The 26321-nt window shown below is 73.0% G+C and carries 22 protein-coding genes; 11 read left to right on the top strand and 11 right to left on the bottom strand.

The genetic code is table 11. The features are described 5' to 3' along the window. The first annotated feature begins 85 nt into the window (after positions 1-85). On the top strand, positions 86-481 hold the full coding sequence (locus tag ACFW01_RS22330) for a VOC family protein (protein ID WP_384505881.1): 396 nt from the start codon (positions 86-88) through the stop codon (positions 479-481). 55 nt (positions 482-536) lie between these two features. Here ACFW01_RS22330 and ACFW01_RS22325 read toward each other — a convergent pair whose 3' ends face one another. Then, complete coding sequence (locus tag ACFW01_RS22325) at positions 537-836, bottom strand: DUF4235 domain-containing protein (RefSeq protein ID WP_122615220.1); 300 nt, start codon at positions 834-836, stop codon at positions 537-539. Positions 837-881: 45 nt separating this feature from the next. After that, complete coding sequence (locus tag ACFW01_RS22320; RefSeq protein WP_384505878.1) at positions 882-1907, bottom strand: glutathione S-transferase family protein; 1026 nt, start codon at positions 1905-1907, stop codon at positions 882-884. Positions 1908-2160: 253 nt separating this feature from the next. On the opposite strand from ACFW01_RS22320, the gene ACFW01_RS22315 reads away from it, so the two are divergent. Then, positions 2161-3081 carry a cation diffusion facilitator family transporter gene (locus ACFW01_RS22315; protein ID WP_384505956.1) on the top strand — a complete coding sequence of 307 codons (921 nt, stop codon included), beginning with the start codon at positions 2161-2163 and terminating at the stop codon, positions 3079-3081. A 63-nt stretch (positions 3082-3144) separates the two neighbouring features. On the opposite strand, the gene ACFW01_RS22310 is transcribed toward ACFW01_RS22315, so the two are convergent. Further along, positions 3145-3594, bottom strand: coding sequence for a nitroreductase family deazaflavin-dependent oxidoreductase (locus ACFW01_RS22310; protein ID WP_234955864.1), 450 nt, complete (start codon positions 3592-3594; stop codon positions 3145-3147). Between the two features lie 362 nt (positions 3595-3956). Here ACFW01_RS22310 and ACFW01_RS22305 point away from each other — a divergent pair, with 362 nt between their 5' ends. From ACFW01_RS22305 to ACFW01_RS22295, 3 genes are all read left to right on the top strand, one after another. After that, entirely contained in the window at positions 3957-5174 is a 1218-nt protein-coding gene (locus ACFW01_RS22305) for a cytochrome P450 (RefSeq protein ID WP_384505875.1), read from the top strand. Between the two features lie 12 nt (positions 5175-5186). After that, complete coding sequence (locus ACFW01_RS22300) at positions 5187-5387, top strand: ferredoxin (RefSeq protein ID WP_234955866.1); 201 nt, start codon at positions 5187-5189, stop codon at positions 5385-5387. Between the two features lie 221 nt (positions 5388-5608). Further along, the gene (locus tag ACFW01_RS22295) at positions 5609-6577 is read left to right on the top strand and encodes an aldo/keto reductase (RefSeq protein ID WP_234955867.1); all 969 of its coding nucleotides are present in this window, start codon (positions 5609-5611) and stop codon (positions 6575-6577) included. Positions 6578-6594: 17 nt separating this feature from the next. On the opposite strand, the gene ACFW01_RS22290 is transcribed toward ACFW01_RS22295, so the two are convergent. Together ACFW01_RS22290 and ACFW01_RS22285 are read right to left on the bottom strand one after the other, a co-directional pair. Beyond that, a complete protein-coding gene (locus ACFW01_RS22290; RefSeq protein WP_384505871.1) occupies positions 6595-7263 on the bottom strand; it encodes a DUF4232 domain-containing protein in 669 nt (222 codons plus the stop codon). 106 nt (positions 7264-7369) lie between these two features. Next, the gene (locus ACFW01_RS22285; RefSeq protein ID WP_384505868.1) at positions 7370-9748 is read right to left on the bottom strand and encodes a SpoIIE family protein phosphatase; all 2379 of its coding nucleotides are present in this window, start codon (positions 9746-9748) and stop codon (positions 7370-7372) included. Positions 9749-10004: 256 nt separating this feature from the next. Here ACFW01_RS22285 and ACFW01_RS22280 point away from each other — a divergent pair, with 256 nt between their 5' ends. The 5 genes from ACFW01_RS22280 (at position 10005) to ACFW01_RS22260 (ending at position 18118) form a co-directional block, all read left to right on the top strand. Next, positions 10005-13091, top strand: a complete 3087-nt coding sequence (locus ACFW01_RS22280; protein ID WP_384505865.1) for a glycoside hydrolase family 2 TIM barrel-domain containing protein — start codon at positions 10005-10007, stop codon at positions 13089-13091. Between the two features lie 142 nt (positions 13092-13233). After that, on the top strand, positions 13234-15477 hold the full coding sequence (locus tag ACFW01_RS22275) for a glycoside hydrolase family 9 protein (protein WP_384505862.1): 2244 nt from the start codon (positions 13234-13236) through the stop codon (positions 15475-15477). Between the two features lie 87 nt (positions 15478-15564). Continuing rightward, positions 15565-15813: a hypothetical protein gene (locus tag ACFW01_RS22270; RefSeq protein WP_361359603.1), complete on the top strand. Its 249-nt coding sequence runs from the start codon at positions 15565-15567 to the stop codon at positions 15811-15813. A gap of 3 nt (positions 15814-15816) precedes the next feature. Then, positions 15817-16194: a toxin Doc gene (locus ACFW01_RS22265; RefSeq protein WP_125494390.1), complete on the top strand. Its 378-nt coding sequence runs from the start codon at positions 15817-15819 to the stop codon at positions 16192-16194. A 316-nt stretch (positions 16195-16510) separates the two neighbouring features. Then, entirely contained in the window at positions 16511-18118 is a 1608-nt protein-coding gene (locus tag ACFW01_RS22260; RefSeq protein ID WP_234955877.1) for an RICIN domain-containing protein, read from the top strand. A gap of 186 nt (positions 18119-18304) precedes the next feature. On the opposite strand, the gene ACFW01_RS22255 is transcribed toward ACFW01_RS22260, so the two are convergent. Then, positions 18305-19474: a lactate 2-monooxygenase gene (locus tag ACFW01_RS22255; RefSeq protein ID WP_384505857.1), complete on the bottom strand. Its 1170-nt coding sequence runs from the start codon at positions 19472-19474 to the stop codon at positions 18305-18307. Positions 19475-19833: 359 nt separating this feature from the next. Between ACFW01_RS22255 and ACFW01_RS22250 the strand changes: the two genes are divergently transcribed. Then, entirely contained in the window at positions 19834-20268 is a 435-nt protein-coding gene (locus ACFW01_RS22250) for a protease inhibitor (protein WP_122615206.1), read from the top strand. 155 nt (positions 20269-20423) lie between these two features. On the opposite strand, the gene ACFW01_RS22245 is transcribed toward ACFW01_RS22250, so the two are convergent. The 5 genes from ACFW01_RS22245 to ACFW01_RS22225 all read right to left on the bottom strand — a co-directional run bounded on the left by ACFW01_RS22245 (position 20424) and on the right by ACFW01_RS22225 (position 26321). Beyond that, positions 20424-20669 carry a CDGSH iron-sulfur domain-containing protein gene (locus tag ACFW01_RS22245; protein WP_384505854.1) on the bottom strand — a complete coding sequence of 82 codons (246 nt, stop codon included), beginning with the start codon at positions 20667-20669 and terminating at the stop codon, positions 20424-20426. Then, positions 20650-21294: a HemK2/MTQ2 family protein methyltransferase gene (locus ACFW01_RS22240; protein ID WP_384505953.1), complete on the bottom strand. Its 645-nt coding sequence runs from the start codon at positions 21292-21294 to the stop codon at positions 20650-20652. The genes ACFW01_RS22245 and ACFW01_RS22240 overlap by 20 nt, the downstream gene beginning before the upstream one ends. Positions 21295-21324: 30 nt before the next feature. Then, positions 21325-22356: an iron-containing redox enzyme family protein gene (locus ACFW01_RS22235; RefSeq protein WP_384505851.1), complete on the bottom strand. Its 1032-nt coding sequence runs from the start codon at positions 22354-22356 to the stop codon at positions 21325-21327. Positions 22357-22401: 45 nt separating this feature from the next. Then, positions 22402-23412 (bottom strand): Ppx/GppA family phosphatase, encoded by a 1011-nt coding sequence (locus tag ACFW01_RS22230; protein WP_384505950.1) that lies wholly within the window; start codon positions 23410-23412, stop codon positions 22402-22404. Positions 23413-23498: 86 nt separating this feature from the next. Next, positions 23499-26321, bottom strand: coding sequence for an NHLP bacteriocin export ABC transporter permease/ATPase subunit (locus ACFW01_RS22225; RefSeq protein ID WP_384505848.1), 2823 nt, complete (start codon positions 26319-26321; stop codon positions 23499-23501).

The following is a 26321-nucleotide window of genomic DNA, read 5'->3' as shown; positions in this document are numbered from 1 at the left end:
CGACTGAATCGGCGCCGCCGGGATATCCGCTAGGTAGAGGGCACGGAGCACGTCGGCCCCGCGCCCGGAATCCTTCGGAGGAGACATGGCAACGGTCAACGCGGGCGTCGTGGTACTCGACTGCGCCGAGCCCGAGAAGCTCGCCGAGTTCTACAAGGGCCTGCTGGGGGCGGAAGAGACCGAGGTGTCCGCCAACCGGGTCGAGATCGAGGGCCCGCGCGGCTTCCGCATGGCCTTCCGGCGGGACGTCAACGCGACCCCGCCGAGCTGGCCCCGCCCCGAGAACTCGCTCCAGGTCCACCTGGACTTCGTGGTGGCGGAGCTGGACGAGGCCGAGCGGGCGATCGTGGGGCTCGGCGGACGCCCCGTGGAGGCGAAGGACGCGGTCGGTCCGCTCGAGGAGCGCGGCTTCTCCGACCCGGCGGGGCACTCCTTCACCGTGCGCCTGGCCGCCGCGCCGACGGCACCCAAGCAGGGCTGACCACAGCCTGCCGGGCGCCGTCGCGGGGAGCGGGGGAGGAGGGGACTGCGAGGCGTCAGTCCCGTCCGCCCTTGTCGACCGGCCACACACCGGTCGAGCGCTCGATGGCCTTGGCGCCCGTACGGTCCACGGCACTGCGCACCGCCGCGAAGATGGCGCCCTGGATCGCGGCGGCCAGCAGGATCTCGCCCCAGCCGCGGTCCGGGTCCAGCGCGTCGGGCGCGTCGTCCTCGTGCCGGATCAGCTTCCAGGTCTTCTGGAACGCCATCCCGGCCAGCGTGCCGCCCACCCAGCCGAGCGCGAACCCGACGGGCTTGTAGGCGAGCGGGAGCTTCTTCTTCTTGGGCTTCGCCATGCGTATCTCTCCTTGCGTGGGGTGCGTGGTGTGGGTGCGGAAGGGTCAGGGCCGGCCCGGTACCGGCACCTCCTCGTCGGCCCGGACGGGCCCCGGCGCGGTGCCGTCACCGAACGGCCGCCCGCCCAGCTCCTCCCGGCGGTGGGGCGTGAGCCAGCCGGCGAGGTCCGGGCCCAGGGGCACGATCGCCGTCGGATTGATGCCGGTGTGCACCTGGTAGTAGTGGCGCTTGATGTGGTCGAAGTCGACGGTGTCCCCGAACCCGGGCGTCTGGAACAGGTCGCGGACGTACCCCCACAGCACCGGGTGCTCCGCCAGCTTCCAGCGGTTGCACTTGAAGTGGCCGTGGTAGACGGCGTCGAACCGGACCAGCGTCGTGAACAGCCGGATGTCGGCCTCGGTGACGGTGTCACCGACCAGGTAGCGCTGCCGCTCCAGCCGGGGCGCCAACTGCTCAAGCCGCCGGAACACGCCCGCGCACGCGGCCTCGTACTCCTCCTGGCCGGTCGCGAAGCCCGCCCGGTACACGCCGTTGTTGACGTCCTCGTAGACGCCGGCCATCACCTCGTCGATCTCGTCGCGCCGCGACTCGGGATACAGGTCGGGCGCGCCCGGCCGGTGCAGCGAGGTCCACTCGGTGGCGAGGTCCAGGGTGATCCGCTGGTAGTCGTTGGTGACCAGCGCCCCGGTGGGCACGTCCACGATCGCGGGAACACTCACCCCGCCCGGATAGCCGGTCTCCCGCCGGTCGTAGGCCTCGCTCAGGTAGCGGATGCCGAGGACCGGGTCGCGGCCGTCCGGGTCCAGCGTGAACCGCCAGCTGCGGTCGTCCTGGACCGGATCGGTGACCGCCAGCGACAGGGCGTCCTCGAGACCGAGCAGCCGCCGCGAGACCAGGGCCCGGCTCGCCCACGGACAGGCTCGGCTGACCACCAGGCGGTACCGGCCGGACTCCACCGGCCAGCCGTCGCGGCCGTCCGCGGTGATCCGGTCCGCGAAGTGGCTCTTGGACCGCTTGAACGGCTTCCTGCCGTACCCGCTGTTGCCCGACGTGCCGCCGTCACCGCTCATGGGCCTGCCTCCAGTCTTCCGGGTGCCCTGGTGGACGCGTTCCCCGTTTTCGGCCGTCGGCACTGGTGGGCCACCCACAAGGCGGGGTGTGAGTGCTGCCGCCACGGGCATTCGGCCCTTCGTGACTGGGACAGCCGCGCAGGAGAAGCCGGGCCGCGAGGGCGGCCGAGTGGACTACGGGAAGGACGGGGACGGCAGTGAGGGAGGGGACGTGAGCGCGGAGACGAAGGCGGACCGCAAGACACGCGTCACGGTGCTGGTCGCCCTCGCGGCCAACCTGGTGATCGCCGTCGCCAAGGCGATCGGCGGGTTCCTCGCGGGATCGCCCGCGCTGCTGTCGGAGGCCGCGCACTCGGTGGCGGACAGCATGAACGAGGTCTTCCTCCTCGCCGCCCTGCGCCGCAGCCGCCGCCCCGCCGACCGCAGGCACCCCTTCGGTTACGGCAAGGAACGCTTCTTCTGGTCCCTCCTCGCCGCCGTCGGCATCTTCGTGATGGGCGGCTGCTTCTCCTTCTATCAGGGCATCGAGGCGCTGCGCACCGGCGCCGACGAGGAACTGGGCGGCTACGTGGCCGGACTGGTCGTGCTCGGCGTCGCCCTGCTCGCCGAGGGCGGCTCCCTGCTGCGGGCCCTGTACCAGGTACGGGGCCAGGGTGGCATCGCCACCGGGCTGCGCGACCCGGCCCTGCGCACGGTCGTCGCCGAGGACGGCACCGCGGTGCTCGGGGTGACCCTCGCCATGACCGGCATGGTCCTGCACATGGTCACCGGCCAGGTGGTCTGGGAGGCCTGCGCCTCGCTCGCGATCGGCGGGCTGCTCGTGTACGTCGCCTACCGGCTGGGCCGCGAGGCCCGCGACCAGCTGATCGGCGAGGCCGCCGACCCCGAGGCCAGCGGCCGGATCTGCGCCCTGCTGGAGGCCCAGCCGGAGATCGACACCGTCGAGGCGCTGTTCACCATGAAGACCGGTCTCGATTCCACTCTGGTGGCCGCGCGCGTCGACCTGATGCCGGGCATGGACAGCGAACGGGTGGAGGAGGTCGCGGTGCGCATCAAGCGCTCGATCGCCCACACCGTTCCCGAAGCCGGGGAGATCTTCCTGGACGTCACCGACCGCCCCGCGCGCGAGGCAGCGGAAAGCCCCGCCGCGACGGGGGAACGCGGCGGGGCCTGACCCTCGGCTGCCCGGAACCCGGCGCTCCATGCACGCCGTCGCCGGGAATCCGGTGCGCCCGGATCAGCTTCCGTCGGCCGGCTCCAGGACGAAGACGGGGATCTCCCGGTCCGTCTTCTTCTGGTAGTCGGCGTACGGCGGATACGCCGCGACCGCACGCTCCCACCACTCGGCCTTCTCCACGCCGGTGACCTCACGGGCCGTCATGTCGCGCCGCACCGGGCCGTCCTGCAGTTCCACCTGGGGGTCGGCCTTCACGTTGAAGTACCAGACCGGGTGCTTGGGGGCGCCGCCCAGGGAGGCCACCACGGCGTACGTGCCGTCCTGCTCGACCCGCATCAGCGGCGTCTTGCGGATCTTCCCGCTCTTGGCGCCCCGGGTGGTCAGCACGATCACGGGCAGGCCCGTGTTCTGCAGGGTCGTGCCCTTGGTGCCGCCCGAGCTCTCGTACAGCTCGACCTGTTCGCGCACCCACTTCGTCGGGCTGGGTTCGTACTCGCCGTCCAGAGGCATGTGTGCATCCGTTCCGTCGTCGCTCAGTCGCTCAGTCGCTCGGTCGCATCGCCGGGCCGACCGGCCCGGTGTACGTCACCGACCGGTGCGGACCCGTTCCATCCATACCGCATCCTGCCCCGGACCACCGGGCACCTTGCCGCCCGGCCAGATCCGGCGGGCGGTCGGCGCCCCCGGGCGGCCCGATCGCGCCACGCACAGGGCGCGCCCGGCCCCGCGGGGCCCGAGTGGCGCCATGCACCCGGTGATCCCCGGCCAGTCCGTCACCGTCACCGATCTGGCCGAACTTGGCGTCGCCGCATAGATGCCCGAGGCATCTAATGAAGAGCGGTACGACGCACTCTTCGTCTGCGAGGTCTCCCATGACGGACACGGACACGACGGACACGGACACGACGCACCCCGTCGGCTTTCCGCAGGACCGGACCTGTCCCTACCACCCGCCCGCCGCCTACGACCCGCTGCGCGCCACCCGTCCGCTGGCCCGCGTCACCCTCTTCGACGGCCGCCCCGTCTGGCTCGTCACCGGCCACACCACCGCCCGCCGGCTGCTGGCCGACCAGCGGCTGTCGACCGACCGCACCCGCGACGGCTTCCCCGCCACCTCGGCACGGCTCACCGCAGTACGGGGGCGCAGTCCCGCCCTGCTCGGCGTCGACGACCCGGAACACCGTGCCCAACGCAAGAGGGTGATCCCGGAGTTCACCCTCAAGCGCGCCGCCGCCATGCGCCCGCGCATCCAGGAGATCGTCGACGAACGGCTCGACGCGATGATCGCGCAGGGCCCGCCCGCCGACCTGGTGCCGGCCTTCGCGCTGCCGGTGCCCTCGATGGTGATCTGCGCGCTGCTCGGGGTCCCCTACGCCGACCACGACTTCTTCGAGGAGCAGTCCCGCCGGCTGCTGCGCGGCCCCCGGCCCGAGGACACCCTCGAGGCGCGCGGCCGACTGGAGTCGTACCTGGGGGAATTGGTCGACCGCAAGCGCGAGGAGCCCGGCGAGGGTCTGCTGGACGACCTGGTCCGGCAGCAGCTGAGCGAAGGGGCCCTGGACCGTGACCAGTTGATCGCCTTCGCGGTCATCCTGCTGGTCGCCGGCCACGAGACCACCGCCAACATGATCTCCCTGGGCACCTTCACGCTCCTGCGGAACCCCGGACGTCTGGCCGAACTGCGCGCGGATCCCGGGCTTCTGCCCGGCGCCGTCGAGGAACTCATGCGGGTGCTCTCGATCGCCGACGGACTGCTCCGGACGGCCGTCGAGGACATCGAGGTGGCGGGGCAGACCATCCGGGCCGGTGACGGGGTCGTCTTCGCCACCTCCGTCATCAACCGGGACGAGACGGTCTACCCCGAGCCGGACACCCTGGACTGGCACCGTCCGGCCCGCCATCACGTCGCCTTCGGGTTCGGCATCCACCAGTGCCTGGGCCAGAACCTGGCCCGCGCCGAGCTGGAGATCGCCCTGCGCAGCCTCTTCGAGCGGCTGCCCGAACTGCGCCTGGCCGCCCCGGCGGAGGAGATTCCCTTCAAGCCCGGCGACACCATCCAGGGGATGCTGGAACTCCCCGTGGCCTGGTAGGAGGGCCCGCACATGCACATCGCCATCGACGAGAACACCTGCATCGGGGCGGGGCAGTGCGCCCTGACGGCCCCGGAGGTCTTCACCCAGGACGACGACGGCTACAGCGCGCTCCGCCCCGGCCGGGAGGACGGGGGCGGCAGCGCCCTGGTGCGGGAGGCCGCCCGCGCGTGCCCCGTCGGCGCCATCACCGTGTCGGAGCGGGTGGACTGACACCGTGCCCGTGCGGGCCGGGGATCACCTGTGGATCGTGGACAGGACGATGCCGTCCCGTCCACGCCGGTGGGTGCGAGATCCTGACACCGGAGGCCGTCTGCCAGGCGGCGTCCCACCTCAGGGCGCTGACGGCGGCCTGTCGGGGGCCGGGGTTCGAGCGCGCGCGAAGACGTACGCTCGCCCTGGTACGGATGATCCGGAAGACAGGAGCAGCAACGATGCAGTACGTGAAGCTCGGTTCGACGGGCCTGGACGTGTCGCGGATCTGCCTGGGCTGCATGACGTACGGAGTCCCGGACCGCGGCACGCACGAGTGGACGCTGGACGAGGAGGCCTCGCGCCCGCTCGTCCGGCGGGCGCTGGAGGCCGGCATCACCTTCTTCGACACCGCCAACGTCTACTCCGACGGCACCAGCGAGGAGATCGTCGGCAAGGCGCTGCGCGACTTCGCCCGCCGCGACGACATCGTGCTCGCGACCAAGGTCAACGGCCGGATGCGGCCCGGACCCAACGGCGCCGGGCTGTCCCGCAAGGCCATCATGACGGAGATCGACCACAGCCTCCGGCGGCTGGGCACCGACTACGTCGACCTCTACCAGATCCACCGCTACGACCCGGACACCCCGGTCGAGGAGACGATGGAGGCCCTGCACGACGTGGTGAAGGCGGGCAAGGCCCGGTACATCGGGGCCAGTTCGATGTACGCCTGGCAGTTCTCCAAGATGCAGTACACCGCCGAGCGGCACGGCTGGACGAGGTTCGTGTCGATGCAGAACCACTACAACCTCGTCTACCGCGAGGAGGAGCGCGAGATGCTGCCCCTCTGCGCGGACCAGGGGGTCGGCGTGCTGCCCTGGAGCCCGCTGGCGCGCGGCCGGCTCACCCGCGACTGGGACACCGCCACCGAGCGCAGCGCCACCGACAACTTCGGCAGCACCCTCTACCAGGAGGGCGACCGGGCCGTGGTCGAGGCCGTCACCCGCATCGCGGGCGAGCGCGGAGTTCCGCGCGCCCAGGTCGCCCTCGCCTGGCTGCTGCACCAGGACACGGTGACCGCGCCGATCGTCGGCGCGTCGAAGGCGGGGCACCTCGACGACGCCGTGGCAGCGGTGGAACTGACGCTCAGTGAGAAGGAGACCGAGGAGCTGGAGCGCCCCTACGCGCCCCACCCGATCGCCGGCCACTGATACCGGCACGGGTTGCCTCAGGGGCCCGTGCCCGCCTCCAGGGCGGTGACGGAGACCGACGACTCGTCGCCGCCCACCGGGACCTCGCCGGCCGTCCACTTCACTTTGAGGGGGTCGTGCTCGTCCGGCGGGGTGACGAGCAGCGCCGCCGGGGTGGCCGTGCGGGCGCCGCTGACCTGCGGGCTGGAGAACGACAGCCCGGCCCAGGCGCTCTCGCCCGGCGTCAGCGTGACGGCGCGAGGGGAGGCGGGCGTGCGTTCCGGGTCCGGGCCCAGCTGCTTGCCGGACGCGTCCACGAAGGCGGCGCCGGGGTGGCCGTACAGCGTGCAGGTGCGGTCGGCGGTGTTGGTCAGCACGACCGGGAAGTTCCGCTGCCCGGCGCCCGGGTCGACGCGGCCGACCGTGGCGCGCAGCTCGGAGGTGTGGCAGCGGCCGTCGGTACGGCCCGAGGCGGAGGCCGACCCCGCGGTGTCGCTCGGCGCGGCGCCGACCGCGGGCGCGCTGTCGGTCGCGGTACCGCGGTCCGTCTCGGCCCCGGGGTCCGTACCGGTCGTGCGGGCGGACCCGGCGGGCTGCGGGGTGCCCGACGTACCGCTCTCGGTGCCGCAGGCGCTCAGCAGGCCGACAAGCGCGACCCCGCTCGCGAGCAGGGCCGTCCGGCGCAGCGGCTGGGACGTGTTCGCCATCGCTTTCCACACTCCCGTCAGGTATCGCGCAGGGCGTGGCCCGACGCGGCGCCGTACGCCCTGTTCCTGGCGAGTGTCCCGTCACACCGCCCGGGAAACGGGGGCTTCATTCCTCGTCGAGCAGCCCCAGCTCCGCCCAGATCGTCTTGCCGTCGGTCGTGTGCCGGCTGCCCCAGCGCTGGGTGAGCTGGGCCACCAGGAGCAGGCCGCGCCCGCCCTCGTCCCAGGTCTTGGCCCGGCGCAGGTGGGGCGCGGTGTGGCTGGTGTCGGAGACCTCGCAGATCAGCGTGGCCGCGTCGTGGATCAGCCGCAGCCGGATGGGCGGGGAGCCGTACCGGATGGCGTTGGTCACCAGCTCGCTCACCACCAGTTCGGCGGTGAAGGACGCCTCCAGCAGACCCCAGGTGGACAGCTGTTCGAGGACCTGCTTGCGCACCGGGGCGACCAGCGAGGGGTCGGCGGGGATGTCCCAGGTGGCGACCTGTCCGGCGGGCAGCCCTCGGGTGCGGGCCAGCAGCAGTGCCACGTCGTCGGCCGCGCTGCCCGACGGGAGCAGGGTGCGCAGCACGCGGTCGCAGGCGACGTCCAGGGAGTCGGCGGGGGCTGACAGCGCCTCGCGGAGCAGCGACTGGCCGGCGTCGGCGTCCCGGTCCCGGCTCTCGACCAGGCCGTCGGTGTAGAGCGCCAGCACGCTGCCCTCGCGCAGCTCCAGCTCGGCCGACTCGAACGGCAGCCCGTCCACGCCCAGCGGCGGCCCCGAGGGCAGCTCGACCAGCCGGGGCGGTCCGTCGGGCGGCACCAGCACGGGCGCCGGATGCCCGGCCCGGGCCAGGGCGCACTGCCGCGAGACCGGGTCGTACACCGCGTACAGGCAGGTGGCGCCGACCTCGCCCGCGCTGTCCTCGCCGGACTCCTCGGAGAGCCGGACCACCAGGTCGTCGAGGTGGGTGAGCAGTTCCTCGGGCGTCAGGTCGATGTCGGCGAGGGTGCGCACGGCGGTGCGCAGCCGGCCCATCGTCGCCGACGCCTGGATGCCGTGGCCCACGACGTCCCCGACGACCACGGCCACCCGCATCCCGGAGAGCGGGATGACGTCGAACCAGTCGCCGCCGACCCCCGCGCGGGCGGCCGGCAGGTAGCGGGAGGCCGCCTCCACCGCTGCGGTGGGCGGCAGCCACCGGGGGAGCAGGCTGCGCTGGAGGGTCAGCGTGGCCTCGCGCTCGCGGGAGTAGCGGCGGGCGTTGTCGACGCAGACGGCGGCGCGGGCGCTGACCTCCTCGGCCAGCAGCACGTCGTCGTGGGTGAACGGGTAGGGGCGCCGGAACCGGGTGAAGACCGCCACGCCGAGGGTGGTGCCGCGGGCCTGGAGCGGCACCGACATCACGGAGTGGACGCCGAACTCCCGCACCCGCTGGAGCCGCACCGGGTCCCACTCCAGCCAGTGTTCGAGGTCGCCGAAGGTCTCCGAGGCCACGATCGCCTGCCCCGAGAGCAGGCACTCGGCCTGCGGCGAACCGGCCGGGTAGACGTCCAGTTCGCCGGTCTCGGCCACGGCCGGCGGGTGGTCCGGGGTGACCGACCGCTGGGCCGTCCTGCGCAGGGCCACCGGCGGTTCGAGCACGGTGGCGGGCTCGCCGCCGTTCTCGCGCGGGTCCAGCAGGTCGACGGTGACGAAGTCGGCCAGCGCGGGCACGCACACGTCCGCCAGTTCCTGTGCCGTACGAGTGACGTCGAGGGTGCTGCCGATGCGCACGCTGGCCTCGTTGACCAGTTGCAGCCGCTCCCGGGCGAGGTGCTGCTCGGTGAAGTCGTGGGCGCTCACGCAGACGCCGATCACGCGGCCGTCCGGGGCGGTCAGGGGTGCGACCCGGGCGTTCCACGCGTGGGCGCGGCTCTCGCCGACGGCCCTGAGGTGGGTCTGCATGTCGGACCGGCGGCCGGACTCCAGGACCCGCCGCATGTGCCGTTCGAGTTCGCTGTTCTGCCGGCGGCTGCTGATGTCGGTCGCCCGCAGGCCGCGCAGCCGGTGCTGCGGCAGTCCCACCAGCTGTGCCATCGCGTCGTTGACACCGCGCAGCAGGAGCCGGTCGTCGAAGATCATCATGGCGCAGGGTGACTGCGTCAGCGCCGCTCTGACCAGCGGGTCGTCGGCCGGTTCGGGGCCCGCCTCCAGGGCTGCCACGGCGAGCCAGGTGCCCGGCGAGCCGTCCTGCGGCGGTCTGCGGTGGGCGAGCACCCACACCGACACGGTGTGCCCGTCCCGGTGCCGCAGCGCCAGGGTGCCGCTCCACTGGTCGTCGTCGCGCCCGGGGGGAGTTGGCTCGGCGCCGTCGGCCAGCAGCGTGGCGGCGGGGCGTCCGACGACGTCGGCGGCGGGGTGGCCGAGCAGCAGGCGGGCGCCCTCGTTCCACTCCCGCAGGGTGCCGGAGTCGTCGACTACGACGCGGGCGGTGGCGGCATCGTCGAACGGGTTGACCGGACTCATCGTCGCCACTCCATTGCGCACACCCACGGTGAACAGCGTGTCACCTTCTTCCCAGCCTAGTGCGTCCGGGCCTCGTGCGGACCCGAACCACCGGGCCCACACGACTCCATGGCCGCGGGGGTCACCGGGCGGGTGGGGAGGCCCGCGACAGAAAGTGCTTTCCGTGGCCTTGACGAGCGCGTATGCCGGGACGTCAGAATCTGTTTGGTCACGATGAGTTGTGAGTACTTCTGGGCCCCGATGAGGGAGATGCGTCATGACGGTCACGCGCAGATCGGTACTGATCGCCTCCGCGGCCACGCCCGCGGCCGGAGCGGTCCTCGCCGCCCCCACGGCGTCGGCCGCGGACGCGACGGGCGGCGCCCCGGGCCGCCGGACCGTCGCCCTGCGCGACGGCTGGCGCTTCTGGCTCGCCGATCCCGACGGTTCCGTAGGCGGTTCCACCGCCCCCGCCGACCCCGCGTACGACGACGCGGCGTGGCGGGAGGTCGCCGTCCCGCACGACTGGAGCATCGAACAGACGCCCACCACCGAGCACGGCACCACCAGCGGGACCGGTTTCCTGCCGGGCGGCCTCGGCTGGTACCGGCTCGCCTTCACCCTGCCGCCCGCCCTGGCCGGCAAGCGGATCTCGGTCGAGTTCGACGGCGTGTACATGGACGCCCGCGTCCACTGCAACGGCCGGGAGGCCGGCCGTCACCCCTACGGCTACACCGGATTCGCCCTCGACCTGACCGACCTGGTGCACACCGACGGCCGCACCGAGAACGTCCTCGCGGTGCAGGTGCGCAACCGGCTGCCGAGCAGCCGCTGGTACTCCGGCAGCGGCATCTACCGCGAGGCCCGCCTCGTGGTCACCGAGCCCGTGCACGTACGGCGCTGGGGCACGTACGTCACCACGCCCGGGGTGAGCGCGGAACGCGCCGTCGTCCGGGTGGAGACGGCCGTCGTCAACACCTCGGGCGCCGCGCGCGAGGTCGAGGTCAGGTCGTCGGTCGAGGACGCCGACGGACGCACGGTGGCCCGGGCCGCCTCCACGGCCCGGGTGACCGACGAGGCGAGCGAGACCCACGAACTCACCGTCACCCACCCCCGGACCTGGGACTTCGCGGACCCGCACCGGTACACCCTGCACACCGAACTGCGCGTCGCCGGCCGGACCGTCGACACCTACCGCACCCCCTTCGGCATCCGCACCTGCCGCGTCGACCCAGAGGAGGGCTTCCACCTCAACGGGAGGTACGCCAAGATCAAGGGCGTCGACCTCCACCACGACCTCGGCGCACTCGGCGCCGCCGTCAGCGCCGACGCGGTCCGCCGCCAGATGACGATCATGAAGTCGATGGGCGTCAACGCCTTCCGCACCTCCCACAACCCGCCCTCGCCCGAGATGATCGAGGTCTGCGAGGAACTGGGCATCGTGATGCTGGTGGAGGCCTTCGACTGCTGGCGCACCGGCAAGAACCCCTACGACTACGGCCGCTTCTTCGACGAGTGGTGCGAGCACGACGCGACCGAGATGGTGCTCGCGGCCCGCAACTCGCCCGCCGTCGTCATGTGGTCGATCGGCAACGAGGTCCCCGACTCCACCTCCACCGCCGGACTCGCCATGGCCGACCGGATCATCGACGCGATCCGGGCCGCCGACGCCACCCGGCCGCTCGTCATCGGCTCCGACAAATACCGCGGGATGCCGGCCAAGGGCTCCCCGGCCGACCTGATGCTGGCCAAGCTGGACGGACTGGGCCTCAACTACAACACCGCCAAGTCCGTCGACGACCTGCACGCGGCCTACCCGCACCTCTTCCTCTTCGAGTCCGAGTCCTCGTCCGAGACCTCCACGCGCGGCACCTACCAGGAGCCGGAGCACCTGAACACCGGCGAGAACCACACCCCGGGACGCCGGGCCACCTCGTCCTACGACAACAACCTCGCCTCGTGGACCATGAGCGGCGAGTACGGCCACAAGAAGGACCGGGACCGCAGGTGGTTCGCCGGCCAGTTCCTGTGGTCCGGGATCGACTACATCGGGGAACCCACGCCGTACGACGTCTTCCCGGTCAAGGCGTCCTTCTTCGGCGCGGTCGACACCGCCGGCTTCCCGAAGGACATGTACCACCTGTTCCGCAGCCAGTGGACGGACGAGCCCATGGTCCACCTGCTGCCGGAGACCTGGAACCACCGCGAGGGCGACACCGTGGAGGTCTGGGCGTACGCCAACGTGGACACCGTCGAGCTGTTCCTGAACGGGCGGTCCCTCGGCACCCGCCGGTTCGACACCAAGCGGACCGCCGACGGCCGGACGTACCTGGAGACCACCGAGGCCACCGGCGACGACAAGACCTTCACCGACGGCCCCTACCCGGGCAGTTACACCAGCCCCACCGGCAGCGCCGGCAAGCTCCACCTGACCTGGCGGGTGCCCTTCGAGCCGGGCGAGCTGAAGGCCGTCGCCCGGCGCGGGGGCAGGACGGTCGCCACCGACGTCCTGCGCACCGCCCGGGCGGCACACGCCGTCCGCCTCACCCCGGACCGCGAGACCGTCGCCGCCGACGGCCGGTCCCTGGTCTTCGTGACCGCCGAGGTGGTCGACCGGCACGGCGTGCTGGTGCCCGGCGCCGAGCACCTGATCACCTTCGACGTCGAGGGCGGCTCACTGGCCGGACTCGACAACGGCCGCCAGGAGAGCGCCGAGCGCTACCAGGCCACAACCCGCACCGCCTTCCACGGCAAAGCGCTGGCCATCGTGCGCTCCGGCACCCGGCCCGGCGTGCTGCGGGTGACCGCCCGCGCGCACGGCCTGCGCACGGGCACGACGGCCGTGGGCGCCCGGCGCGCGCCGGACCCGGCGACCACACCCGCGCCCGGGTTCCGCCCCGAGCACCCCGCGCCCGTGGACCACCCGCACGCGGACGCGAGCTACTCCGGCCGCCCCGGCACCCTCCCCGCCGCCATGATCGACGGCGACCCCGCGACCGGCTGGTCCAACGGCTTCCGCAAGGCGGCCACCGCCCTGCTGCCCGCCTTCGACGGCGCCCGCCCCGAGGACTGGATCTCGCTCGCCCACGGCCGCACCCGCCGCTACGGCCGGATCGAGGTCTCCTTCACCGTCGACGACGCGCACAGCCTGCCCGCCGCCGTCGAGGTCGCCGTCCGGGACGGCGGCGTCTGGCGGGCGGCCGAGGGCGTCGAGACCGACTGGGCCACGTCGTCCGACACGCCCACCGTGGTCACCTTCGACGCGGTACGGGGCTCGGGCGTCCGTCTCACGCTGACCAGCCGGCACCCCGGTCAGGCGCGGGGCGCCATCCGCGTCAGTCTCCTGGAGGCGCCCGCCGTCTGAGCCGCCGCGCGCCGGTCCGGACGGAAAACCAGTCCCGTCCGGACCGTTGACGGCATGTCATGTCTGCCACAAGCATGGCCTGCGACCGCATTTGGGAGCGCTCCCATCACAGTGAGCGCCACCTCCCCCGAGGAGCCCGGACGTGAAAAGACGCAGAACCGCGCTCATCTCCCTGACGGCCCTGCTGGCGGCGGCCGTCACCGCGCTGCCCGCCGCGCCGGCCGGGGCCGACGAGACCGAGCAGGTCAGCAACGGCACCTTCGACAACGGCACCGCATCCTGGTGGGCCGGCAGCAACGTCACGGCGGCCGTGTCCGACGGCCGGCTGTGCGCCGACGCGCCCGGCGGCACCGTCAACCGCTGGGACGCCGCGATCGGCCAGAACGACATCACCCTGGTCGCGGGGGAGTCGTACCGGTTCTCCTTCACCGCGACCGGCACGCCCGCCGACCACGTGGTCCGCGCGATCGTCGGCCTGTCGGTAGACCCGTACGACACGTACTACGAGGTCAGCCCGCAGCTCAGCGTCTCCGGCGACACCTACGCGTACACCTTCACCTCGCCCGTCGACACCACCCAGGGCCAGGTCGGCTTCCAGCTCGGCGGCACGCCCGACGCCTGGCGGTTCTGCGTGGACGACGTGTCCCTGCTGGGCGGTGTGGAGCCCGAGCCGCACGTCCCCGACACCGGACCACGGGTCCGCGTCAACCAGGTCGGCTACCTGCCCGCCGGACCGAAGAACGCCACCCTCGTCACCGACGCGACCGCCGCCCTGCCCTGGCAGCTCAAGGACGCCGGCGGCCGGGTCGTCGCCCACGGCCGCTCCACGCCGCGCGGCGTGGACGCCTCCTCCGGACAGAACGTCCACTCGATCGACTTCGGCCGCCACAAGAAGCGCGGCGAGGGCTACACGCTGACCGCAGACGGCGAGACCAGCCGCCCCTTCGACATCGGCACGGCCGCCTACCAGCGGCTGCGCACCGACTCCGCGAAGTACTACTACACGCAGCGCAGCGGCCTCGCCATCAGCGACGAACTCCGCCCCGGCTACGGCCGCCCCGCCGGGCACGTGGGCGTGGCACCCAACCAGGGCGACACCGAGGTGCCCTGCCAGCCCGGCGTGTGCGACTACAGCCTCGACGTCTCCGGCGGCTGGTACGACGCCGGCGACCACGGCAAGTACGTCGTCAACGGCGGCATTTCCACCTGGGAGCTGCTGAGCACGTACGAGCGCTCGCTGCACGCCCGGACCGGGGAACCCTCGAAGCTCGGTGACGGGACCCTCGACATCCCCGAGAGCGGCAACGAGGTGCCGGACGTCCTCGACGAGGCCCGCTGGGAACTGGAGTTCCTGCTGAAGATGCAGGTACCCGAGGGGCAGCCGCTGGCCGGCATGGCCCATCACAAGATCCACGACGAGCAGTGGACCGGGCTGCCGCTGCTGCCGAGCGACGACCCGCAGAAGCGTGAGCTCCACCCGCCGACCACCGCGGCGACCCTGAACCTGGCGGCGACGGCCGCACAGGCGGCCCGCCTGTACCGCTCCTACGACCGGGACTTCGCCGCGAAGGCGCTGGACGCCGCCCGCACCGCCTGGGCGGCGGCGCTGGCCCACCCGGACGTGCTCGCCGACGAGAGCGACGGCATCGGCGGCGGCGCCTACCCCGACAGCCGGGTCGACGACGAGTTCTACTGGGCCGCGGCCGAGCTGTACCTGACCACCGGGGAGCGGGACTTCAAGGAGTACGTGCTGAACTCCCCGGTCCACACCGCCGACATCTTCGGCCCGACCGGCTTCGACTGGGCGCGCACGGCGGCCGCCGCCCGGCTGGACCTGGCGACCGTCCCGAACCGGCTCCCCGGCCGCGACGAGGTGCGCAGGTCCGTCGTCCGCGGCGCCGACGGCTACCTGGCGACCCTGCGGGCGCACCCGTACGGCATGCCCTACGCGCCCGACGGCAACCTGTACGACTGGGGCTCCAGTCACCAGGTCCTGAACAACGCCGTCGTCCTCGCCACCGCCTACGACATCACCGGCGGCTCCAAGTACCGTGACGGCGCCGTCCAGAGCATGGACTACGTCCTGGGCCGCAACGCGCTGAACATGTCGTACGTCACCGGCTACGGCGAGGTCAACGCGCACAACCAGCACAGCCGCTGGTACGCCCACCAGCTCGACCCCGCGCTGCCGGAACCGCCCGACGGCACCCTCTCCGGCGGGCCGAACTCGAGCATTCAGGACCCCTACGCGCAGAGCAAACTCCAGGGCTGCGTCGGCCAGTTCTGCTTCATCGACGACATCCAGTCCTGGTCGACCAACGAGCACACCATCAACTGGAACGCCGCGCTGGCCCGGATGGCCTCCTTCGTGGCGGACCAGGGCTGACCGCCCGCTGACCCTCGCGGTACCGACTCCCTGTGGCTCTGACCTGGGTCTATTTACGGGTCAGTACCGGAGCGGTACCGTGGGGGCATGCCAGCTCTGAACGTGGAGTTCAGCGACCGCGAGCTCGAGGACCTGCGGCAGATCGCCAAGGAACGCGGTACGTCGATGAAGGCGCTCGTCAGGGACGCGGCCGCCGCCGACATAGCCCGGCACCGTGCACTGCAGGAGGGGGCGGAGGCGTTCCGCCGGTTCTTCTCGGCCCACGCCGACGAATTCGCGGCCGCCTTTCCCGACGACGAACCACCGCCCGTCCGGGGCGAGGGGCGGGCCGCCTGACCCATGGCCCCGGTCCTGCACATCGACGTGCCGTGGCTGCTTCAGCGCCACGAGGAAGTGCTGCCGGAGCAGCCCACGGTCAACGACTTCTCCGCGCTGGTGGCCGCCGTCGCCCGGCACCGCGTGGACCCGCCCCGCCTCGGGGTGGACTCCGACCCGGCCTGGCGGGCCGCCGCGCTGCTGCACACCCTCGCCGTACTCAAGCCGCTGCCCTCGGCCAACGCGCGCTTCGCCTGCGCGACGGCGGTGGCCTACATGTTCGCCGCCGGTACCGGCATCGACCCGCCCTACGGCGCCCTGGTCGACCTCGCGCGCGACCTGATGTCCGGCAAGGCCGACGTCTACGGCGCGGCGGACCGGCTGCGCTCCTGGCAGATCTGACCCGGGGTTCGCACGCGCGCGCGGAGAATACGGAAAGTCGTTGCGCGTTTCATGAGTTGCGACGGAATCTGACCTTCTTTCAAAGGCGGGCCGATGTTGCCCGCTCGCCTTGTTGACCATGAGTGGTTTGTGCGAGAGTGAAGCACCCGTGCGGGGGGTAAAGGCCGGGTCTCGCACGCGCTTTGACAGACCAGGTTCGATTTCGCCATGGCGAATTCACGCTCCCCACACCGCGCCGAAAAGGTCCACACCAATCCGGGGTCCCTTTTCGGCGATCGGAACGTCTGAGTCGCAGCGCGTGGGAAGGAACATCTCAGTGCCCACCCCCCACCCCCCTCGTCCCGCGTACCCGCCCCCGGGCGGGGACCCCGGGGAGTCCGACGAGTTGCTGGCCGCGCGGCTCCGGGACGGCCCGGAGAACGAGGCCGCCCGGGTAGCCGCGCTGCTGATGGCACGCCACTGGCAGCCCGCGCACGACTACGCGACCATCTGCCTCGCCACGTCGACACAGGTCACCGCCATGGTCACGGCTGCCGCCTGGCACCGGGTGCTGGACCGTCTCGCCGAGGGCGAGCCGGCCACCGCACTGCGTCCGCGCCTGCTGGTCGCCGTCCGCGACACGGTCCGCCAGTGGGCCGCCGACCCGGACACCTCCGGTGTGCTGCCGCAGTTGCTCAAGCCCGCCGGCGGACGCGGCATGCTGGCGGCGAAGTCCCTGACCCCGGAAAATCGGACCCTGGCCGCGCGGGCATTCTCCTCCCTTCCCGGACCGGCCCGTTGTTTGCTGTGGCACACGGAGGTCGAAGGCGAGTCCATAAGTGTCCCGGCCGGTCTGCTCGGCATGGATACCGACACCGCGTCGGCCACCCTCGAACAAGCGCGTGAGAAATTCCGCGAGGGTTGTCTGCACGCCCACAGGCAGCTCGCGCCGAGCCAGGACTGCCGCTTCCACAGCCGCCTCCTCGACGTGCCGATCCGCCGGGGCGGCGCCCTGCTGCCGGATGTCCGCAAGCATCTGGTGGACTGCCGCCACTGCCGTCACGCGGCCGATCAACTCGGCCACTTCGAGCGGGAACTGGGCACGCTGATCGCCGAAGCGGTGCTCGGCTGGGGAGCCCGGCGCTATCTCGACTCCCGTCCCTGCCGGACCACCCTGGGCGGCCTGGCCAAGGGCGCCGCCCGGCACCGGGGCTCACGCACCGGGCTGCTGGCCCGCATCCCCGTCCCCGTGCGCCGGGCCCCGGGCCGCCCCGGTTCCGGCCGGTCGCCGCTCCGGCAGCTCGGCGCCGCCTCCGCCGGTGTGCTGGCCATCGTGCTGGTGGTCAGTGTGTGGTCGTACGACGGCGGCGGCGCCGATCCGGCCGCCTCCACCAGTGCCGTCGGCGGCGACGGCGAGACGTCCGCCACCAGCCGTCCCGAACCGCCCGGCGCGGCCGGGCTGCCCGCCGGCGCCGACCGGACCCGGCTGCGGAACGTGGGCGCCGACCTGTGCCTGGACGTCCGGGGCGAGCCGAAGGCCGGGACGGGCGCCCGCCTGGCGGCGTGCTCCGAGGCGTGGACCCAGCAGTGGACCTACGAGGACGACGGGCTGCTGCGCAGCGTCGCCGACCCGGGGCTGTGTCTGGACTCGCAGGCGGACGCCGGAGTCGTCATTCTCGGTACCTGCGCCGACGACGGCACCGAGCGGGGCGACGACGTCCGGTACGACCTGACCGACCGGGGGCGGCTGATCCCGCGCCGGGAGCGGCAGCTCGCCCTCGCCGCCACCACCGTCGCACCCGGTGCCGACGTCGTGGTCAAGCTGCACGACGGCTCGGACATCCAGCGCTGGCGCGGCGACCCGCTGCCGACGGCGGAGGGCTCCCTGTCGATCGCCCGCACCGACGGCCCGGCCGCCCGCTCGGTGGAACTGGCCGGCGACTGAGCCCGCGGCGCCCGGTGGTGCCGGGTGTGGGCGAGGCCGGCCGCTGCCGAGTTGGCCGTGGCCGGGCGTGGCCGTGCGGCCCGGCGCCGTCGGGGTGCGCCTCGCGCGGGTGGTGTGGCGGTCGCCGAGGCCGGTGGCCGCCGGGCCGTCCCTCCGTAATGCCGGCGCAAAGGTTGCGCGGTCGCGCTACACCGGGCCTTCCACGAGGTCGTCCGGGCCGGGGGTCGTCGGGGAGGCGTGGCCGGACAGGGCCAGGGTGAGGTCGAGTTCGGCGAGCAGGCAGCGGACGACGTGCTCGACGCCCGCCTGTCCGTCCAGGCCCAGGCCGTAGACGTAGGGGCGGCCGAGGAGCACCGCGCGGGCGCCGAGCGCGAGCGCCTTGAAGACGTCGTCGCCGGTGCGGACGCCGCTGTCGAAGAGCACGGTGAGCCGGTCGCCGACCGCCTCAGCCACCCGGGGCAGCGCGTCGGCCGCCGCGACCGCGCCGGCCACCTGGCGGCCGCCGTGGTTGGACACCACCACACCGTCCATTCCGGCGTCGGCGGCGAGCCGGGCGTCGTCCGGGTGCAGGACGCCCTTGAGGACGATCGGCCCGTCCCAGTTCTCCCGCAGGAACGCCAGGTCCGGCCAGGACTTGGCGGGGTCGGAGAACATGCCGACGAAATGCATCACCGCCGCGTTCGGATCCTCGTGCACCGGCTTGGCCAGACCCGCCCGGAACGCCGGGTCGGAGAAGTAGTTGGCGGTGCCCACCCCGTGCAGGAACGGCAGATACGCCCGGTCGAGATCGCGCGGGCGCCAGGACAGCAGCGGTGTGTCCAGCGTGACGAACAGCGCGCCGTACCCGGCCGCCTTCGCCCGGTCCAGGAAACTGCGGGCCACCTCGCGGTCCTTGGGCCAGTACAGCTGGAACCAGCGCTCGGCGTCGCCCATCGCCTCGGCCACCTGCTCCAAGGGCGTGCTGGACGCCGAGGACAGGATGTACGGCACGCCCTGCCCGGCGGCGGCCCGGGCCGCCGCCGGCTCCGCGTCCGGGTGCATGATCGACAGGACGCCCACCGGGGCCAGCGCCAGCGGCGCCGGCAGCGGCCGCCCCAGCACCTCGACCGAGAGGTCGCGCTCGTGCACGTCCCGCAGCATGCGCGGGACGATCCGCCGCCGGTCCAGCGCCGCCCGGTTGGCGCGTGCGGTGCTGCCGTCCCCCGCGCTGCCGGCGACGTACCCGACGGGGCCGGGGCCCAGCCGGTGCTCGGCCAGCTCCTCCAGCCGGGTCAGGTCGGTGGGGAGCCTCGGCACGGCCCCCGTCATGCCGTTCAGATAGATCTCGTACTGGAAGTCCGCCCAGTGCTTGGCCATCCCGCGTCGCCTCTCGTCGTCGAGTTCGCGTCGCCAGCACCGTACTCGCTGGTATGCCGAGGCCGTCCGCCAGGGTGAACGGGCATGTTTCAGGGGTGTTTCAGGCCGATTGGCGAACGCGTGGATCACGCCATTCGGCCAGTTCAAGCCTCAAGAACCGATCAAGAACCGCACTGTTCCGGACTTGGAACGTTCGAATTCTGTGACTTCGAGCCACTGATTCAATACGCAAGGTTACCGAAATCCAGGGGGTCGAGATGAGTTTCGGTGCCGGACTCGGCAGACTCGCGCTCGCCGTTCCGGCACCAACCGAGCCGGGCCGGCATCAACACCCTCGAAAGAGCGGAAGGATGCACACAATGCGGAACACCGCGCGCTGGGCAGCGACTCTGGGCCTGACGGCCACCGCCGTCTGCGGGCCCCTCGCCGGGGCGTCTCTCGCCTCCCCGGCCCCCGCCCCCGCGTCGCTCTACGCCCCCTCGGCCCTGGTGCTGACGGTGGGTCACGGAGAGAGCGCTGCCACCACTTCACCGCTCCGCGCGGTCACTCTCACCTGCGCCCCGACGGCCACCGGGACCCACCCCGCGGCCGGCGCGGCCTGCGCCGAACTCCGCCACGCCGGTGGCGACTTCGACGCCCTGTCCGCCGCCGACGGGGTGATGTGCACGCGGGAGTACGCCCCCGTGACCGTCACCGTCGACGGAGTCTGGCAGGGCCGGCGCCTCTCCTACGAGCGGACCTTCGCCAACGAGTGCGTGAAGAACGCGGGCAGCGCGAGCGTCTTCACGTTCTGAGGGACCGGGGCCGCCCGGCCCGTGCGGCGTGACCGGTTGCTCGCTACTGGGGAGTGCGAGCGCCACCGTACGGGCCCGCGGTCCCGCACCGGGGACGGCGGACGGAGTGGGGCCGTCCGCCGTCCTCCCGGTACGAGCGAGCGTCACGACGGGACTCAGTCCGCCGTCGGCCCGTCACCGGGCCCGGCGGATCTGGCGCGGTGGCTGGTGTCGCACCAGGGGAAGCGCCGGCTGCGCCGGCAGGTGCACAGCGCGACCCGGAAGCGGTCGGAGAACACCGTCGTGCCGTCCTCCATTTCCACCTCCACCGGGCCCTCCACCAGGAGCGGCCCCCGCCGCTGGACCTTGACCCGGCGAGCGGCACGGGGCGTACCGGCGTCGTCAGACGGGGAGTTCGGCACGGACGACCACCAGTTCCTCCTCGTTCTCGGCCAGGGACAGCAGCCCGCGCTGCCGCAGCCAGCGCTCCCGGCCGCGCACCACCGGACCGAACGCGATCCGCCGCCGCCGGACCACCGCGGCCTTCAGCCCCGCCTCGCGCAGCAGAGCGACGGTGCGGCCGGGATCACTGAGCCCCGACTGCACGAGCAGCAGTACTCCGCCGGGCCGCAGCAGGCCGGGTACCTCGCGGCAGATCCGGTCCAGGACCATCCGCCCGTCGTGGCCCGCGTCCCAGGCCCGGGCCGCACCGCGCGGGCGACGCCCGGCGGCCGGTGCCGGCACGTACGGCGGATTGGCCAGGACGAGGTCGAACGACGCGCCGTGCACCGGCGTGAAGAGATTGCCGTGCAGGACCCGGATCCGCAGCCCCGCCCGGGCGGCGTTGAGCCGCGCGGCCCACACCGCGCGCCACGACACGTCCACCGCGGTCACCCGTCCGCCCCGCACCGCAGCGGCCAGCGCGAGCGCCCCGGTGCCGGTCCCCACGTCGAGCACCGCCGCGCCCGGGGGCAGCGGCTCGCCCGACAGCGCAGCGGCCAGCAGGGCGGTGTCCTCCTGAGGGGCGTAGACGCCCGGCAGCACCATGAAATTCACGCGAGCCAGGTACCCGTTTGGTCATGAAATAAAAGAAATTCCGGAATGCTCACCATCCGGCTCGGGAAGCGGGACGACCAGCGACGACCGTCCGGCCCGCCAGTCGTCCAGCAGCCGGACGCCGAAGCGGTCCTCGACGTGCCCGGTGGCGTCGATGCCGAACACGACGTCCGCCGCGAGGTGCGGTTCCTGCTCCAGCAGGCCGTCGATCACCTCGTGCCGCACGATCTGCTCGTGCACCGCGTCCGCCTCGACGTGCTCGTCGTAGAAGTGCTCGGCGGCCGGCCCGGCGCCGGTGCGGCGCATCGCCTCCGCGAGCCGCCGGGAGCCGGGGGAGGACGTGATCTCCACCGCCGCGAAATGACCCACCAGGGCGCCGCGCAGCGACCGGTGCAGCCCGAACAGCGACATCATGTTCACCGTGACCAGGCACTCGGCCGAGGCCGCGTCGAGATGGCGGCCGTACGCCGTGTCCAGTCCCAGGTCCGTCATCAGGTCGGCGAACAGACGGGCGTGCACCCGGTCGGCGCGGCCGCCGCCGTACTCGTCGAACTCGACCGCCGCCATCGCCGCCTTCGCGCGCCCCCACAGCCGCGGCAGCACCCAGGCGTGCGGGTCGGCCTCCTTGAGGTGGTACAGGGAGCGCTGGGCCGCGTACTCCCGCAGCTGCCACAACTCTCCCTCGTCGCGCAGGAAATGGCTGACGCCCTCCCCGTGCACGGGCTCGACCAGCAGTGCCCCGATCGCCTCTTCCACGCTGTCGTGGACCGGCGTGTCGGCCCGCAGGGCGGTGAGGAAGTTCTGCTCCAGCGCTGCCCGGGTGCGCAGCAGGTCCGGATCCCACTCCAGGCCCGGGGACACACCCGCGAATCCCCGGTAGTGCAGCTCGTAGCACTGGTACAGCGCGAGCTGGAGATCGTCGCCGTACGCCTGAGCGGCGGCGGCCTCCTCCGGTCCGGGCAGTGGCCCGGTCCCGAGGAGGTACGCGCCGACGGCCGCGGAGAGTGGGCCCCGGGCCGTCGGAAGCAGTGGTCCTTCGTGGTCGTACTCCATGCGCCGCGAGTACCCCCGGAGACCTGCGTGGCACCTGGACCGCGGTCAGCCCGGCGTGGACGCGAGGTGCAGCGGCCCCGGTGGCGGGGCCGCTGCCTCGTCACTGAGGCGGACGACCTCCTTCCACCAGGACGGGCCCTCCTCGATGTGGCGCAGCAGGATGCCCTCGCGGATCGCCCAGGGACACAGCGTGACCGCGTCCACTCCGGTGAGCTTCATGGCGGTGTGCCCGACCACCGCCCCGGCCACGCTCTGCGCGGCCCGCGGTGCGGAGATGCCGGGCAGCCGGGACCGCTCCGCCGCGGACAGGGCGGCCAGCCGGCCGACGGCGTCCCCGAGGTCCGCGCAGCGCATCCGCCGCTCCACGAACGGCCCGTGCCGGCCCGGCGAGGCACCGCACAGCCGCCCCAACTGCTGAAAGGTCCGGGATGTGGCCACCGCGGTGCGCGGGCCCTCCCAGCGGATCCGCGCCGCGACGTCCCGCAGCTGATGCCGGACCTTGCGACGCAGCGCCCTGATCTGCTCCGGCGACGCCGGGTCCTGGCCGCCCGCCAGGAACTCGTGGGTGAGCCGCGCCGCGCCCAGGGGCAGCGAGGCCACGAAGCCGGGCAGCCGGCCGCGCCCGAAGGCGACCTCCAGCGAGCCGCCGCCGATGTCCAGCAGCGCGAGCGGCCCGGCCCGCCAGCCCATCCAGCGCCGGGCCCCGAGGAACGTCAGCTCCGCCTCCACCTCGCCGGGCAGGGTGCACAGGGCCACGCCGGTGCGGGCGCGCACGGCGCGCAGCACCTCCTGGCGGTTCGGCGCGGCACGCACCACGGCGGTCGCGAAGGCCGGCGGGTCCGGCGCCCCCCACCGGGCCGCGGTCCGGCTCGCGTCGGCCACCGCCGCCACCAGCCGCTCCACGGCCTCCTCCGGGACCGGTGCACCCGGCTTGACCTGCTCCGACAGCCGCAGTCGCCACTTCTCGGTGTGCACCGGCAGCGGCACCCCGCCCTCCGCGTCCGCCACCACGAGCCGGACCGTGTTCGACCCCACATCCACCACGCTGATCCGCATGAGGGGCCACGTACCCATCCGAGCGCCGGTCCAACGCGGTCCGGGACGGTACGACCGGAAACCGGGCGGCCCGCCGGCCGGTCCGGTCAGGCCAGCTGCCGCCGCACCAGCTCGTGCAGCCGGCCGCCGGTGTCCGCGAGCAGCTGGGCGGGCGGCCCCTGCTGGGCGACCTTCCCGTCCTCCATCACGATCACCCGGTCGGCGTCCAGCACCGTGGACAGCCGGTGCGCGATGACGATCCGGGTCGCGTTGAGCGCCTTGGTGGACTCGATCACGGTGCGCTGCGTCTCGTTGTCCAGGGCGCTGGTCGCCTCGTCGAAGAAGAGGATGCGCGGCCGGCGGATCAGCGCCTGCGCGATCATCAGCCGCTGCCGCTGGCCCCCGGAGACGGCACCGCTGCCCGACACGATGGTGTGCAGGCCCATCGGCATCCGCTTGATGTCCTCCGCCAGCCCCGCCATCGCGGCCGCCGCCATCGCCTCCTCGGGTGTGTACGGCTCGGTGCCGCAGATGACGTCCAGGATCGATCCGTTGAACGGCTGCGCGTGCTGGAGCACCACCCCGCACTGCCGCCGTACCGCCGACTGGTCCAGCGCGGCCAGGTCCTGTCCGTCGTACAGGACACTGCCCGACAGCGGCCGGTCGAAGCCGATGAGCAGCCGCAGCAGGGTCGACTTGCCGCACCCGCTGGGGCCGACGACCGCCACGAACTCGCCCGGCCGCACCTCGAAGGACACGTCGTCCAGGACCAGCGGCCCGTCGTCGGTGTACCGGAACGACAGCCGCCGCGCCTCGATCCCCCCGGACAGCGGCCCGGGACGGGTGCTGGCGGTGCGCACCTCGGGTGTCGCGTCCAGCACCGGACGGATCTCCTCGAACAGCGGCAGCGCGGCCACCGCCGACACGAAGGAGCCGGTCAGCTGGGTGACCGAGGTCAGCAGCATCGTCACCGAGGCGTTGAAGGTCAGGAACTCCGCCGCCGACATCGAACCGCGCGCCGGACCGGCGAGGAGCATGAACATCAGCAGCGTGCACAGCGGCAGGTACACCGCGCCCAGCACCGCGTTGAGGTTCTTGATCCGTCCCGCCCGCTGCTGCAGTTCGCGGCTGTGCGCGAAGCGTTCCGCCCAGGCCGCGTAGGCGTAGTTCTCGGCGGCGGCCACCCGCAGTTTCGGCAGCCCGCGCAGCGTCTGGAACGCCTGGTTGTTCAGCTTGTTGGTGAGCTTGACCAGCCGCCGCTGCCAGCGCACCTGCCACAGCCCGAGCGCCAGGAAGACACCGGCGACGACCACCAGCATGCCGATCGCGGCGAGCGCCATCGGCACGCTGTACCAGAGCAGCAGCCCCAGGTTCATCGCCCCGACGGTCACCGACTGCGCCACCGTCGGACCGACGCCCGCCAGCAGTCTGCGGATCGAGCTGATGCCCATGGCGGCGCTCGCCAGCTCGCCGGTGGACCGCTCGGTGAAGAACTTCGTCGGCAGCCGCAGCAGCCTGTCCCACACGGCGGGCTGGAGGGTCGCCTCGATCCGGCCCTCGAGGCGCAGGATGGTGAGGTTCTGCATCAGCATGAAGGCCGCCGCGACGACGCTGCTCAGCATCACCGCGAGACACACCTGCACGATCAGCCCGGTCTGCGCCTTCGGCACGAACTCACCGAGCACCTTGCCGGTCGCGACCGGCACCAGCGCGCCGAGCGCCACCGTCACCAGACCGGCGAGCAGCAGACCGGTCAGATCACGGCGGGTGCCCTGGAGACAGAACCGCAGCAGCCGCAGCGGACTGAGCCGGCGTTCCGGCAGCGGCCGGTAGAACATCACCGCCCGCGGCTCGAACTCCCCGGCGTTCGCCCTCTCCACCGGGGTCTCCCGGCCGGTCCCCGGATGCACGGCCACATAGCCGCCGCGCCGCCACAGCAGCGCCACCGGCGCCCCCGACAGGGTGCGGTGCCCGACCAGCGGACCCACGTCGTCCCGCCACCAGCCGTCCTCCAGCCGCACGCCGCGGGTGCGGACGCGCGAGGCCAGGGCGACGCGCTCCACCGGATCGAGCCGCTCGCTCTCGGTGCCGTTCTGCGCGGGCTCGGCGAGCGCGATGCCGGCGGCACCGGCGACCAGCCTGCACGCGGCGTACGTGGCGTCGGCGTCGGCGGCCGTGGTGCGCCCGGCCGACCGCTTGCCGATCGAGGCCAGCAGCGTCCGGTCGGCCTGCGCGCGCACCGCCTCACCGGCCTTGATGCCGGCCGCCGTCCGGGTCTCGTGGGTGCGTTCCAGCTGCTCGATCCAGCGGTCGAGCGTGGTCAGCAGCCGGTGCTGCTGGTCGACCAGGCTCTGCCACAGCGCCGGGTCCATCAGCAGGTCGGCGGCGGCCTCCTCGCCGTACAGCGCCCCGTACTGCACGCTGCCCGGCGGCACCTGCATCCAGAACACGTCGTCGTCGGTGGGCGCCGTCGCCCGCTCGGTGGCCATCGGCGCCTGGAAGAGCACGGTCAGTCCCCGGCCCACCCCCAGGGCGAGCGCGTACTCCAGCGGGCTCGTCGTCGGCGGCACGTACTGGGGGTTGCCGTACTCGTCGTACGACCAGGTCTGCGTGTTCGCCGGCTGGTACAGCTCGCGCAGCCCGATGCGGTGCACCACGCAGTCCCGCAGCGGGCGCGCGACCAGCGTGTGCTGCGGCCCGGCGACCGGCCCGAGCAGCACCGAGCCCGCCTCGAGACGCCCGAGGTGGTGCCAGTGGCCCTGCTCCCCGGCGTCGACCGCGAACAGGTCGACCGCGCCGGACGCCACCAGCCACAGCACCTGGGGGCCCTCCAGGTCGAGGCGGTTGAACCCGGCGCAGTCCACGCGGGTGCCCAGCGAGCCGAGCGCCCCGAGGACGAGGTCGCCCTGCCCTTCGTGCACGGTCGTCAT

The organism is Streptomyces sp. NPDC058985, from assembly GCF_042740985.1.
Classification (GTDB): Bacteria; Actinomycetota; Actinomycetes; order Streptomycetales; family Streptomycetaceae; genus Streptomyces.
Note: the sequence above shows the minus strand (reverse complement) of the source record. Positions and strands in the feature narration are given on the sequence as shown.